Annotated in this window: 10 protein-coding genes; 6 read left to right on the top strand and 4 right to left on the bottom strand. The window is 68.8% G+C overall.

Going from position 1 to position 12,365, the window contains the following annotated elements; all coding sequences use genetic code 11:
* The first annotated feature begins 90 nt into the window (after positions 1-90).
* Positions 91-558: an SsgA family sporulation/cell division regulator gene (locus tag ACZ4D5_RS34040; protein WP_467776334.1), complete on the top strand. Its 468-nt coding sequence runs from the start codon at positions 91-93 to the stop codon at positions 556-558.
* A gap of 83 nt (positions 559-641) precedes the next feature.
* On the opposite strand, the gene ACZ4D5_RS34035 is transcribed toward ACZ4D5_RS34040, so the two are convergent.
* Positions 642-4,820 carry a GDSL-type esterase/lipase family protein gene (locus tag ACZ4D5_RS34035; RefSeq protein ID WP_467776333.1) on the bottom strand — a complete coding sequence of 1,393 codons (4,179 nt, stop codon included), beginning with the start codon at positions 4,818-4,820 and terminating at the stop codon, positions 642-644.
* A gap of 498 nt (positions 4,821-5,318) precedes the next feature.
* Here ACZ4D5_RS34035 and ACZ4D5_RS34030 point away from each other — a divergent pair, with 498 nt between their 5' ends.
* The 3 genes from ACZ4D5_RS34030 to ACZ4D5_RS34020 all read left to right on the top strand — a co-directional run bounded on the left by ACZ4D5_RS34030 (position 5,319) and on the right by ACZ4D5_RS34020 (position 8,412).
* A complete protein-coding gene (locus tag ACZ4D5_RS34030; protein ID WP_467776332.1) occupies positions 5,319-6,953 on the top strand; it encodes an ABC-F family ATP-binding cassette domain-containing protein in 1,635 nt (544 codons plus the stop codon).
* Between the two features lie 129 nt (positions 6,954-7,082).
* Positions 7,083-7,643, top strand: a complete 561-nt coding sequence (locus ACZ4D5_RS34025; protein ID WP_467776331.1) for a CGNR zinc finger domain-containing protein — start codon at positions 7,083-7,085, stop codon at positions 7,641-7,643.
* 208 nt (positions 7,644-7,851) lie between these two features.
* Positions 7,852-8,412, top strand: coding sequence for a hypothetical protein (locus ACZ4D5_RS34020; protein ID WP_467776330.1), 561 nt, complete (start codon positions 7,852-7,854; stop codon positions 8,410-8,412).
* A 24-nt stretch (positions 8,413-8,436) separates the two neighbouring features.
* Here the strand turns inward: ACZ4D5_RS34020 and ACZ4D5_RS34015 are convergent, their stop codons facing one another.
* Positions 8,437-8,697 carry a DUF6332 family protein gene (locus tag ACZ4D5_RS34015; RefSeq protein WP_467776329.1) on the bottom strand — a complete coding sequence of 87 codons (261 nt, stop codon included), beginning with the start codon at positions 8,695-8,697 and terminating at the stop codon, positions 8,437-8,439.
* Between the two features lie 1,029 nt (positions 8,698-9,726).
* Here ACZ4D5_RS34015 and ACZ4D5_RS34010 point away from each other — a divergent pair.
* Together ACZ4D5_RS34010 and ACZ4D5_RS34005 are read left to right on the top strand one after the other, a co-directional pair.
* Positions 9,727-10,272, top strand: coding sequence for a GNAT family N-acetyltransferase (locus tag ACZ4D5_RS34010; protein WP_467776328.1), 546 nt, complete (start codon positions 9,727-9,729; stop codon positions 10,270-10,272).
* 226 nt (positions 10,273-10,498) lie between these two features.
* Positions 10,499-11,239, top strand: a complete 741-nt coding sequence (locus tag ACZ4D5_RS34005; RefSeq protein WP_467776327.1) for a Type 1 glutamine amidotransferase-like domain-containing protein — start codon at positions 10,499-10,501, stop codon at positions 11,237-11,239.
* Between the two features lie 75 nt (positions 11,240-11,314).
* On the opposite strand, the gene ACZ4D5_RS34000 is transcribed toward ACZ4D5_RS34005, so the two are convergent.
* Positions 11,315-11,662 (bottom strand): SsgA family sporulation/cell division regulator, encoded by a 348-nt coding sequence (locus ACZ4D5_RS34000; protein WP_467776326.1) that lies wholly within the window; start codon positions 11,660-11,662, stop codon positions 11,315-11,317.
* A 64-nt stretch (positions 11,663-11,726) separates the two neighbouring features.
* The gene (locus ACZ4D5_RS33995; RefSeq protein WP_467776325.1) at positions 11,727-12,278 is read right to left on the bottom strand and encodes a hypothetical protein; all 552 of its coding nucleotides are present in this window, start codon (positions 12,276-12,278) and stop codon (positions 11,727-11,729) included.
* Positions 12,279-12,365 lie beyond the last annotated feature (87 nt).

Here is a 12,365-nt window from a genome sequence, read left to right as displayed (position 1 = left end):
CCCCCAGGCAAACATGTCCACGAAACACACACCAGCAACAAGTCGGCCAATACATACGTGTTCACACGTATCACGAAGGGGAACTCAGCCATGCACCGCGATCAGCCGCCCCTGAGGGCGCGTTCCGAGTCCGAGGAAGGGTCCTCGCTGCTGGTCGGACTCGACCTGATGCTCGACGAGTTCACCCGGCAGCCCATGCGGGCGGAGTTCCGCTTCGACCCGGCCACGCCCGCGGTGATCACCGTCGATTTCCTGGCGGAGGGAGCACCGGCTCTCTCGTGGGCCATCGGCCGCGAACTCCTGCACCGCGGCCTGACATCGATGAGCGGCCTCGGTGAGGTGCGCATGTGGCCCACGCTGCCCGGCGGACGGCCCGCGTCCTGGCTGCTGATCGAATCGCCGCGGCTGGAGGCCCTGTTCGAGCTGCCCACGGCGCGACTCGCGCCATGGTTGGAGGCCACCTACCGGGTCGCCCCCGCCGAGGCGGAGACGGAAGGCCTCAACTGGGACCGCTTTCTCCGGGAGTTGCTGGAGGGCCCGGGGGCACCGCCCGCGTGAGCGCGCGCACCGATGCGCGGGGACGTCCGTGCCCGGCGAACCGTGGTTCACCGGGCACGGACGCGGTTGGCCGGGGCCGTGCCTCAGGAACGGTAGTCGCGCAGGAACAGCGAACTGCCGGCGTCGGTCCTTGAGGCGTTGACGCCGTCGCCCTTGGTGTAGTCGTTGCGTTCGTTGTCCGCCCAGTCCTGGATCGGGCCTGCCCCGGTCCTCAGGTGCTGGAAGGCTTGCGCGTCCGCGGCGGCCGCGCCGAACTGGAAGACACGAGAGGTGTCGGCATAGGGCCGGTAGGGCTCGAAAGGACCTCCTGACGTCGTCTGTTTCGTCAAAGTGTTGTGGAAGAAGACGTTCTGCGGTCCGGTCGAACCGGACCAGCCGATGCCCTTGCTTCCCGCGGCCCAGTAGATGGGCCACCAGGTGCCCTTGTCGCCCGCCCCGCCTTCACCGCCGCAGTTGGAGTCGCACTCTCCGGACGAGTGGTTGTAGGGCACGCGCACGGTGTTGTTCTCGAAGAGGTTGCGGCGCTCCCAGCCGCCGTGCAGGTTCAGGTCGGAGTCGAAGTCGTTGCCGATGGCGACATTGCCGGAGGCCGACCACTGGAAGGTGAAGTGCCGGAGGTTCCGGCTGGTGTTGAAGGCGTACAGGGAGTCCCAGACGCGGGATCCGCGCAGGTATCCGTTGCCGCCCTTGCCCTTGTTCCAGGAGCCGTCGAAGACGTTGTGCTCGATCTGGATGTTCCTGGCCACCTCGGTGACGACCGGATGCGAGCCGGCCATGTCGGCGCGGACGCCGCGCACCCAGGAGTCGGTGGCCCACTTGAAGACGATGCCGTGCATGGCGTACTCGGGCGCCATGTTGCCGTAGTTGTGGACCGCTTGGGCCGGGCTGAGCCTGTACGTGCCTCCCTGGAGCTTGGGCAGGCCGTTGAGGTCCTGGGTGAACGAGAAGTCCTCGAAGCCCACGTCGGTGATCGTCTTCAGTGGGGTGACCTTGCTGGCGTACGGCTTGCCGCCCACTCCCAGCGGCGGGGAGCCGTCCGACGTGGAGTCGACCGGCACGTCGAACTCCAGCGGCTTGTCGATCGTGACGGTGTGGTCGGCGGCGTCCACGGAGGCAATGGTGAACACCTGCTGGCGCATGTGCAGGTTCTCCAGCCTGCCGTCGTCCGCCGCGGCCCCCGCGACCTCCTGGGACTGGTAGAACTTCAAGCTGTTCGCCGCGCCCACCCACAGGTCGCCGCCCGGCTTGAAGGCGTCCATCTTGGCCTCGGCGTTCAGCTGGATGACCCGGTCGCCCTGGCGTGCGGCGTACTGGGCGTCGGCCTTGGACCCGGCCACGGCGACACCCGACTCCCAGTGCTGGTTCACGGAGCCCTCGAAGAGGTCACGCCGGTTCTCCGGGATCTTGGACGGATAGCCGCAGATCCTGAGGTACTTCTCGGCGACCTCCCGGGTCTGGACCCGGAACAGTCCGCGCCCCGGCCAGATCCAGCCGCCCGAACCGACGTTGTTGCCCGTCGTGAACTCACACTTGTGGGTCATCGCCCCCTGGTTCCAGCGTTCGCCCTTCTCGGTCAAGGTGTCGTAGCGGGTGTTCTCGTCGGGACGGAAGACGATCCGCGAGCCGTTCGCCGGATCCGCGCCCTGGCCCCGGACGACCAGGTAGGAGGCGTCCACGGAGATCTGCTTGCTGACGTCGAGCACCCCCTTGGGCAGTTCGATCACCGACAGTCTGTTGGGCGCGGCGCCGGGTGTGCAGGAGTCACGTATCCGGTCGATGGCGCTCTGCAGCCCCGCCGTGTCGTCCTGCCCGTCGTCGGGCTTCACCTTGAACTTCTGCTCGAGCGCGGACGGGGTGATGTGACAGGCGGGGTCGGCGGTGCGGGCGGCGGCACCGGGCAGCACCTCACCGGCGCGGTATCCGGCCCGGCTCCAGTCCGGCAGTCCGGCCACGGGCGCGCGGCGGTTGCTCCTGCTCAGGACCGTGCCGTTGTCGATGCCTCCGTCGACTGCATCGGGCGGCACGGACGCCTTGCCCGTGCAGGACGAGCTCACCGGATGCTCGCCGAGCTGCTCCACGATCTTCGTCAGGCAGGCGGACAGGGCCAGTTGACCGTAGTGGTTCGGGTGCACGGCCTCCTGCTGGTTCCCCTGGGCCTGCCACGGAAGGTCCTTCAGGCCCTCGACGAGGTACGGCACCCATCGCACCCACTCCGCCCGCTCCGCCGGAAGCGGGGAGGACAGCGTGTGGCCCGAGTCGGCCTGCCGCGTCGTCCTGCTGCACAGTTCGTGTCCTGCGAACGCGTTCTGCAGGTCCAGGAAGGACACCCCGGCCTCGTTCGCGGCGCCGCGCAGCACGGCGCTGATCCGGGGCACCACCGAGGTGTGCGCCCAGTCGCTGTCCGCGTCCAGGAACGGGCAACCGCCGCTCAGATACCGGCTGTAGTTGGCGGGCGGGACGGGCGCGTTCTCCGGGTCGCGGTAGTCACGGCCGAGCGGCAGCGGGTTGGGGTAGGACTGCAGCACGATCTGGTACGAGCCGTCGTCCTGGCCCGCCTCGCGCAGCACCGTGCGGATCGCCTCGATGGACTTCACGACCTTGTCCCGTGCCGGGCCGAGGCCGTCGGTGAACTCCTTCTCCTTGGCACCGCGGCAGCCCTTGTTGAACAGGGACGGGTAGAAGTACGCCTTGACGCAGTCCTGGAGGATGTCCGTGAACTTCAGGTCGTTGCCGCCGACCGACAGCACCACCAGGCGTACGTCGTTGTTCCGCGCGATGTCGCGCAGGTCGTCGACCTGCGGCCGCTGCCCCTTGAAACCGGTCGTGGTGACGTTCTCCGTGGTCGCGCCGGAGCAGGCGATGTTGAACCGGCGCTCCAGGGGTGCGCCGTCGACCTCCACGCCCCTGATCTCGGCGGAGTCGGAGCGGTCGCACGCGCTGCCGCCCTTGGCGTACGACGTGTCGCCGTAGACCTTGGCCGGGTCGTGGTCGCAGACGCTCTCCTCGCCGTTGCAGTTCACCGCGGCGCGGTCGGTGCCCCACGCGGAGCCGACCGCGGAGGCGGCGGCGTTGCCGGCCCAGCGTCCGCCCTCACCGGAGATGTAGCTGTCCCCCATGGAGACGACGGCGGTCGGCGGGCCGCACGCGTCGTCGGCCGCACGCGCGGCCCGCCGGGTGTCGTCGGCGTTGTAGTTCGTCTTGTCGAGCCAGTTGTCGCCGCACTCGGGGCCGTTCCGCTTCGCGAACCGCACGGGCCAGTGGTCGGAGTTGCCGTTCCGTTTGGTCCAGGACACGACCAGGTTCCTGAGCTGGTCGCTTGCGATCATGTAGTCCAGCGCGTAGCCCTTGGCCTGCGTCTTGACGGGTGTGCCGCCCGGGGTGCCGTCCGCCGTCGCGTAGAACGTGTTGGGGAGTCGGGCGCGTGTGGGGGCCGCGGCGCTGTTGAAGTCGCCGAGGGCCCGCCAGCGCTTGCCGGCCATCGTCCGGGAGATCGTGTCGATCAGGGCGACGGTGTGGGGGTTGGGCCTGTCCTCGGAGCGGATCGACGCGGAGTGGATGTCGAAGTACCAGGTGCCGTCGACCTCCACACCGAACGCGGGGCGGGTCCTGATCCACTTGTTGTTGGGATCCTGGGCGGAGAAGACCTTCACCCTGTCCGCGAGGTCGGCGATGTTCGCGGGGGCTTCACGCAACCAGATCGCCATGGACTTCTGGGTGTTGGTCTCCTTCGGCTTCGGCTGCTGCGGATCGCCGGGGTCGGCCGGATCCGGCTGGTCGGGGTCGGCTTCCTCCGGGTCGTCGGGGGCGGTGCTGTCGTCGGGGCCCCAGGCGGTCCTGTCCAGGATCTTCAGATAGAGCAGCACCCCGTCCTGGCTGCCGCGCCCGGGTCTTCCCCATCGCTTCGCGGAGAGCCGGTACTTCAGGCTGGGGCGTCCTGTCGGGGTCGTCGCCGTGTCGTCGACGTTGGTGCTGAGCTCTTGTGCCCCCTCGAAGCCCCCGGGTGGGGTCGTGACCTCCTGCAGGGCCACGACGTCGGCGTCCTTGATGAGGTTCCTGACGTTCTGCCAGCGTTCGACGCCGCCGCCCTGCATGTTGTACGTGATGGCCCGCTCGTCGAGATCCTCGAGCGCCTGCGCCGACGTGGGCGCCAGCAGCGTGACGAGTGAGGCGAGCAGGGCCACACATAAGGCCTGCGCCACCACGCCCGTCGGCCAGGGGCCCGGTCTGTGCCGGGATCTGCTTCCCGGTGTACGTATGGACAACTGTCCGTCCCTCTTTCCTCTTTGGCCGGGTTTCCTCTGGGGTCGGGATTTCTCCGGGGTCGGGCGAGTGAGCTCGAGTGAGCGATCCGGACCAGCGCGGCGACCGTGACGCCGTAACCCGTTCAACTGGTGACGATGCTGGCATGGCCCAGGGGGGCCGTCAACGGACGACAGGTGTGACCGTGGTGGATCCGGACACCGTTCGAAACATGTCGACACACACATGGCGACGAAATCGCGACACCTACCTGCTCCGCACTGCCCGGACTGGGCTGTCACGGCGACACCTGTTACGCTGCGGGCGACCTTGAACCGTTTGACCGAGGAGTCGCAGTCGTGGCGGGTGAAGACGACATCTCCGGGTGAGATCCGGATGTGTTCGGCCATCGGACGGCGCCGCAACAGCGCTGCCGCCGTGGCCCCTTCGTCGTACCCCTTTTCCCCGCACCGCCCAGGGCAGAAGTCTGTCTGCCCTCGACGTCTCCCGAGGTCACCACCATGTCCGACGCCGCCATCGTCTGCTCGAACCTCTCCTTCGCCTGGCCCGACGACACCCCGGTCTTCGACGGCCTGTCCTTCACCGTGGCTGCCGGCCGCACCGGACTGGTCGCTCCCAACGGCTCCGGCAAGAGCACCCTGCTCAAGCTCATCGCGGGTGAACTTGCCCCCGCCACCGGCTCGTTGACGGTCAGCGGGACACTGGGCCACCTGCCGCAGAGCCTCCCCCTGGCCGGCGATCTCACGGTCGCCGAGGTGCTCGGCGTCGACGCGGTGATCCGCGCGCTCGACGCCGTCGAGTCCGGCGACGTGAGCGAGGAGCACTTCACCACCATCGGCGACGACTGGGACATCGAGGAGCGCACCCGCGCCCAGCTCGCCGGCCTCGGTCTGGCCCATCTCGCCCTGGACCGCACCCTCAACACGCTCAGCGGCGGTCAGGCCGTCTCCCTGGGCCTCGCCGCCCAGTTGCTCAGGCGCCCCGACGTGCTCCTGCTCGACGAACCGACCAACAACCTCGACCTGGCGGCCCGGCACAAGCTCTACGACGTGCTGTCCGAGTTCACCGGATGTCTGCTGCTGGTCAGCCACGACCGCGCGCTGCTCGACCGCATGGAGCGCGTCGCCGAACTCGGCGGCGACGAACTGCGCCTCTACGGCGGCAACTTCACCGAGTACGAGGAGGCCGTTCGCGCCGAGCGGGAAGTCGCCGAGAAGAACATCCGCAACGCCGAGCAGGAACTCAGGCGCGAGAAGCGCGAGATGCAGCAGGCCCGCGAACGCGCCGAGCGCCGGCAGAGCAACGCCGCCCGCAACCTCAAGAACGCCGGCCTGCCCCGCATTTTCGCGGGCAACATGAAGCGCGGCGCACAGGAGTCCGCAGGCCGGGCCGGCCAGATGCACGCGGCCCGCGTCAGCGAGGCCAAGGCCCGGCTCGACGAGGCCGGACGCGCCCTGCGCGAGGAACAGCGCATCACCCTTGAGCTGCCCGACACACAGGTGCCCGCCGGGCGCAACCTCTTCCTCGGCACGGGGATGCAGGTCCACCACGCCGGCCAGGCCGTGTTCACCGAGGGCGGCATCGACCTGACCGTCCGCGGCCCCGAACGCATCGCGCTGACCGGGCCCAACGGCGCGGGCAAGACCACCCTGATGCGTCTGATCACCGGCGAACTCCCCACGGACGGCGGGGAGATCAAGCGCAACGACGGCCGGATCGCCTATCTCTCGCAGCGCCTCGACCTGCTCGACCCGGACCGCACGGTGGCCCAGAACTTCGCCGCGTTCGCCCCCGAGCGGCCCGAGGCGGAACGGATGAACCTGCTCGCCCGCTTCCTCTTCCGCGGCCCGCGGGCGCATCTGCCGGTCAAGGTGCTCTCCGGCGGCGAACGGCTGCGCGCCACCCTGGCCTGCGTGCTGTGTGCCGAGCCGGCCCCCCACCTGCTCCTGCTCGACGAACCGACCAACAACCTCGACCTGGTCAGCGCGGGCCAGTTGGAGAGCGCGCTCAACTCCTACCGGGGCGCCTTCGTGGTGATCAGCCATGACGAGCGGTTCCTCGCCGAGGTCGGCGTGAACCGCTGGCTGCGGTTGGCCGAGGGAGAACTCAGCGAGACCGGCGCCCCGGCCGTGTAGCTACCGACGCGTGCGGTGCCCCGCCGAGGCCTGCGCCCGGCGGGGCACCGCGCCACCCGTGCGACGCCGCGCTGCCCGTATCGGTGACCCTTCTTGCGTTGCACAACAGTCACCCGTCAGGGTGGTGACATGAACCTCGATCATGTCTTCGTCTGCGGACACCCGGCTCTCGACTTCGCGGCCACGCTCCGTGCCCGGCGCTCGACCCGGTTCGAGATGTTCGTGACGCCGGAGCGGCTGAATTCCTGGTACGTCGAGTCCGGTCTCGTGGACACGATCACGCCCGGCGACGAGGAGGACGTCCGGCGGGCGACGACCGTACGTGAGGCCCTCTACCGGCTCATCACCAACCGCCGCCTCGGCCAGGACCTCGACCGCGAGGCGCTCGCCGTACTCAACAGCGCCGCGCGCGAGACTCCGGTGACGCCACAGCTCTCCCTGACCGGGCGCCACTACGAGGCGACGCCTGAGCAGGCCCTGGCGACCGTCGCCCGCCAGGCCGTCGAGTTGCTCAGCGGCCCGGACGTCCCGCTGCTCAAGGAGTGCGGCAACCCCGAGTGCACCCGGGTCTACATCGACCGCTCCCGCGGCATGCGGCGCCAGTGGTGCGGCATGGAGTCCTGCGGCAACAAGATCAAGGCCGCCGCCTACCGGGCACGGCAGAAGACGGCGCCCGCAGCGACCGCGTAGTCCGCCGGATCCGGGACGACCCGCACGCTCAAGCCCATGGAGCACATGTCACGACCGTGCGCATGTTCGCTTCCATGCGGCGGCGCATGGGGTGCGCACGGTGGAGTGTGAGCATGTTCGACGAACCGTCCGACGTCGACACCCACCCGCAGAGGACCGTGACGTAGGTACCATGCGCAGCATCATCCAATCAGGGGAGTGAACGGTTGTGAGCAGCCAATCAGCCGCCGAGCTCCGGTCGCGGTACATGGACCAGGTCGCGTCGGATCTCGAAGACAACCGCAGGCGTCAAGAGGAGTTGACGAAGAGGATCGACCTGCTGAAGCAGGAGGAAACCCTTCTGACGAACATCCTCAACCTCGCCGAGCAGTACGAGGGTTTCACGGACACCTCGCGCCTGCCGGTCCAGGCACAGTCCGAACCCGCGGTGGAGAAGACGAAGCGCCGAAGTCAAACCGGAGCGACCGCGCGGCGCACGACGTCGAACAGGCCAGGCCCTGCGGGAACCACGGTCAGGACCGGCGCCAAGAGCAAGCCGCAGCAGCCTCTGCTCGGGGACCTGCTGACGGAGCTGCTCGCCGGTCATGACCAGCCCCGTCCGGCACGGGAACTGCGGGACGAACTCCTGGAGCGGCACCCGCGCCGCAATCCGACGCCGCAGGTGGTTCGGAACACCCTTGAGTCATTGGTCGCCAAGGGAAGAATCCAGCGTCACAAGCAGCAGCGGTCGGTCATGTACACCCTCGTGAAAACCACCGCTGCCGACTGACGTCCGGCCCGACGCCGGGATGGGTCAGTCGGCCTCAGGGTCGCGCTGCCCGAACCCCCACAGGACCTCCACCGTCCGGGCGACGAACGCCACGGCTGCCGCCGCTCCCGCCGCGGTGACGAGTCCGTTCTTCGCCGCGCCGGACACCAGGCCGTACAGCACCGGCAACATGAGGAGGAGGAACGCGGCGCCGGCATACAGCGCTGAGGAGAACAGCGCGAAGACCATCTCGGTGGTCATCGCGTCTCGTTCGGCCTGAGTCCGACGTGTGCGTCTCGTGGTCATCGCTTTCACTCCCGCCCCTGTGTGTGTCTGTCCGAGGATATTGCAACGCGGACCCTGTGGGTGTGTGCGCGTCGCCCACGGGGCCAGCCCCGGGAAAAGGGCTCTCTCCTCACCTCCACCGACACCCGACGCGGCTCTACCAGGACGTATCGGGACGGTGGATCACCCGTGCCTCCACGGCATCGAGCAGGTCCTCGGCCGTCAGCCCGGAGGGTGCCTTCAGGGCCGTCAAGCTCCCGGCCAGGCGTGCTGTCATGCCGTACAGCATGTGGACTCCGGCCACGCCGTGTTCCCGCTCCACGGTCTCGTACGCCTGCTGTGTGACGGTGATGGCCTGCGGTAGGGGGCAGTGCCCGGCGGGCGTCGTCGTAGCGGCGGGCGCCGCGGTGCCGGTCGAGGTGGCCGGTGAGCCGGTCCTGGATTTCCTTCATGTCGCCCGTCAGCCAGTCAGCCCGTCATGACGGCACGTTGCTCGTCGTCGGGAGCGAACGCGGCGTACGGCGCAGGCAGTTCGTCGTCACTCATCTGCTTCGCCGAGGGCGTTCGACGCCGCGTACAGGGTGCGGCCGCTTGGCTGGTGGTCGCCGACTTGCAGGTGGCGGCCGTGCCCGGACTTCGCGGGCCCTGCGTGCTGCGGGTCGCGGTCTCGACTCCCGGGCCGATCGACACACACCGTCCCTTTCCTCAGGGGATGGTGCCGACCTGCGGCACCGCACGACAGGACCAGCGTGGCAACCGGCGAAGAAATCCGACCATTACACAGAAGCAGTAACCACGACTTCTGTGTGCGAAGCCCTTGAGCGGCCATGCGGGGCTCATCGAAACGTGGCGGCCTCATGGTTCACCTATGGGGCTTCACCTTCGCAACCGATGATTGCGGCACGACCGTCCGGGAAGTGAACGGCATCTCAAAGGCGAGGCAGTCGGCTCGACGCCGTGACGCCGTAAGGGTGGCCGCCAAGTTGCCGCGTCGCGTTGATCGGTCTGCAAGCCTTGATCGCCTTCGAACCTGCTGATTGGCTGATCGGCATGAGTGACACGAGTGGCCTCGGACCCGTTGCCTGGCCGCCTGCCCCCATCAAGACCGACAGGCTCGTGCTGCGAGAACCCGAGGGACGGGACCGTGCGGCGATCATCGAGCTGCTGGCCTCGCCAGAGGTGGGCACCTACCTCGGCGGCCCCAGGCCGCGTGACGAGCTCGAGCGCGAGGTGCCCGAGGCCCCCAAGGGGCGCCCCGGCCGCTTCGTGGTCGACCTCGACGGAGCGATGATCGGCCAGATCACGCTCACCAAGGACACAGGGCACCTTCGTCAGGCTGCCGGGAGGGCCGAGCTCGGCTACCTCTTCCTGCCAGAGGCATGGGGACGCGGTTACGCCGCCGAGGCCTGCACCGCCGTACTCGACTGGTTCGCCGGTGCGCTTCCCGGCGAACCGGTCGTGCTCGCCACCCAGACCGCCAACGCCCGCTCGATGCGCCTCGCGGCGAAGCTCGGGTTCATCGAGGTAGAGCGGTACGAGGCCTACGGCGCCGAGCAGTGGTTCGGCATATGGTCCCCGGTCACACCGCCGCATTGAGCGCGCGCCCGACTGCGCGGCCACCATCTTCGCTCGCGGTGACCCGGTGCGGAGTTCGTGGCGGCGAGTTCGTGGTCGGCCGCCAGATACCGCGCGCGGAGACGGGTGAAGGCGGTGGGCGTCGGCCGGCGCAGGATGAAGTCCTTGATCAGCGCGGCGTATTCGCACGGTCCTGCTGTCCGAGACATCGCCCGTGCCCTGAACCGTGTACTGAGGAGGCACCCTCGTGACGGTCGTTCCGAAACGGCGAGCAGTCCTCCTTGGGGGCGGCTTCTCCACCGACGCCGACGGTCTGCTCGACGACTGGCTGCTCGATCAGGTGCGTGCACCCCGGCCCAAGGTGTGCTTCGTGCCGACAGCCAGTGGCGACGCCCCTGCCTACGTCGAGCAATTCCTCGCGGCGTTCCGACCACGTACCTGCGAACCCGATGTCCTGCAGCTGTTCCGGCGGGAGCTCGATGACGACGGCCTGCGAGCGTTCCTGCTCTCTCAGGACGTCATCTACGTGGGTGGAGGCAACACCGCGAATCTGCTGGCGGTCTGGCGCGCGCACGGCGTGGACCGGCTCCTGCGCGAGGCCTACGACCGCGGGACCCTGCTGTGCGGGATCAGCGCCGGCGCCAACTGCTGGGCCGAGAGCTCGTACACCGACTCCTTCGGGCCGCTGACGCACCTCTCCGACGGGCTGGGCCTGCTGCCCGGTTCGGTCTGTCCCCACTACGACAGTGAGCCGGAACGCCGACCGTCCTACCAAGCCGCCGTGGCAAGTCGCGCGCTTCCGGCCGGTTGGGCACTGGAAGACGGCGTCGGCGCCCTGTTCACCGACGGACGGTTGACGGGCTCGGTGACGCGCACGGCTCGGGCCCGGCTCTATCGGGTGGCACCGGACGGGGGCGGCGGAGTCAGGGAGCAGGCCCTGCCGTGTCGTCTGCTCGACCCGGCACATCGGCTCACTCCACCCGTGTGAACCTGTGAACCGGGGATGTGGCTGCAAGAGAGTCGGACTCCACGCCGCCTCCGTGCCGTGAGCGACCGTGGCCGGTCAGGTTTCGGAGAAGCAGAGCCGGACGAGGAACGCGGCGACCTCGGCCCGGTCCAGCTGGACGAGAGAGCGGCGCGTGGAGCCACCGTCCAGGGCGAACAGCAGCGCGAAGTCCAAGGGCTGGAGAGTGACGCTTTTACTGGTGACGGGATTGACCAGGCCGTCGAGCAGTGCGCTGCGCGAGAAGCTCCACATGGCGATCTCACAGGCCTGCTCATCGACGCAGCACAGACGTATGAGCCACGGCTCCTCGGGGGTGCAGGCAGCGGTCACCAGGACTTCGACGGGGTGCTCCCCTGCAACCGTGCGATGGCCGGTGAAGATGGCGTGAGCGGGCGCCCTGGACATGGTGGCTCTCCTGCGTGACGGGGTGAGGGGGCGGAGTTCGGGCGGTGGTTGGTCCGCATGACGTTCAGTGCGTCGCCCACGCCTCGGCGGGGAGGAACCGCGCCGGGGCGTCCATGGCCTCGCCGGGAAGCAGCACCGGCCGCGTGAGGAGACGGTCACCCGCACGCTGCACACAGCTCACTACGCCCAGACTCCGTGATCCGGGTTCGCCGAGGTTCACGTAGAGGAGCTCGGTGAAGGGCTCGCAGCTTTCGGAGCGTTCGACCATCCACTGCTCGATGCGCGAGGGAACCTGGCCGACCAGGGGCATGCCGTCGGCGAAGACCTGGGGGCCTCGCAGGGCGTCGACCGATATCCCCCGCAGTCTTTCGTTGCGACCGTAGTAAAAGGTCAGGCCCAGCTTCCAGCACTCCCCCTTGACCGTGCCGTACCGGTTCGGCGCGACAGCTGCTCGCATGTAGTGCTGGGGGTTCGCCGTGATGCCGCCGAGCGACGCGGTCACATCGCCGGGCCGCATCCCGAAGTACAGGGGACCCACGCTCTCGAACGGTTCCAGCGACCAGCGCTGCCGCTCGCTGTCCGGCAGCACATCCCACACGTCCCTCTGATCGAACATTCACGTAACCCTTCATCGACGAACCCGGCAGCCGGACCTCAACGGCCCGGCTGCCGACAGCAGTTGCCCGGTCGACGGCCCGCCCCG

The sequence above is a fragment of the Streptomyces sp. NPDC025651 genome (genome assembly GCF_055558735.1).
The sequence above is the reverse complement of the archived record's forward strand: the minus strand, read 5'-3'. Positions and strand labels throughout refer to the sequence as shown.

Bases quoted from the DNA above. Each gene is read 5' to 3' on its own strand.
- ACZ4D5_RS34040 (WP_467776334.1), top strand. From the start codon at position 91: ATGCACCGCGATCAGCCGCCCCTGAGGGCGCGTTCCGAGTCCGAGGAA.
- ACZ4D5_RS34030 (WP_467776332.1), top strand. From the start codon at position 5,319: ATGTCCGACGCCGCCATCGTCTGCTCGAACCTCTCCTTCGCCTGGCCC.
- ACZ4D5_RS34025 (WP_467776331.1), top strand. From the start codon at position 7,083: ATGAACCTCGATCATGTCTTCGTCTGCGGACACCCGGCTCTCGACTTC.
- ACZ4D5_RS34015 (WP_467776329.1), bottom strand. From the start codon at position 8,697: ATGACCACGAGACGCACACGTCGGACTCAGGCCGAACGAGACGCGATG.
- ACZ4D5_RS34010 (WP_467776328.1), top strand. From the start codon at position 9,727: ATGAGTGACACGAGTGGCCTCGGACCCGTTGCCTGGCCGCCTGCCCCC.
- ACZ4D5_RS34000 (WP_467776326.1), bottom strand. From the start codon at position 11,662: ATGTCCAGGGCGCCCGCTCACGCCATCTTCACCGGCCATCGCACGGTT.
- ACZ4D5_RS33995 (WP_467776325.1), bottom strand. From the start codon at position 12,278: ATGTTCGATCAGAGGGACGTGTGGGATGTGCTGCCGGACAGCGAGCGG.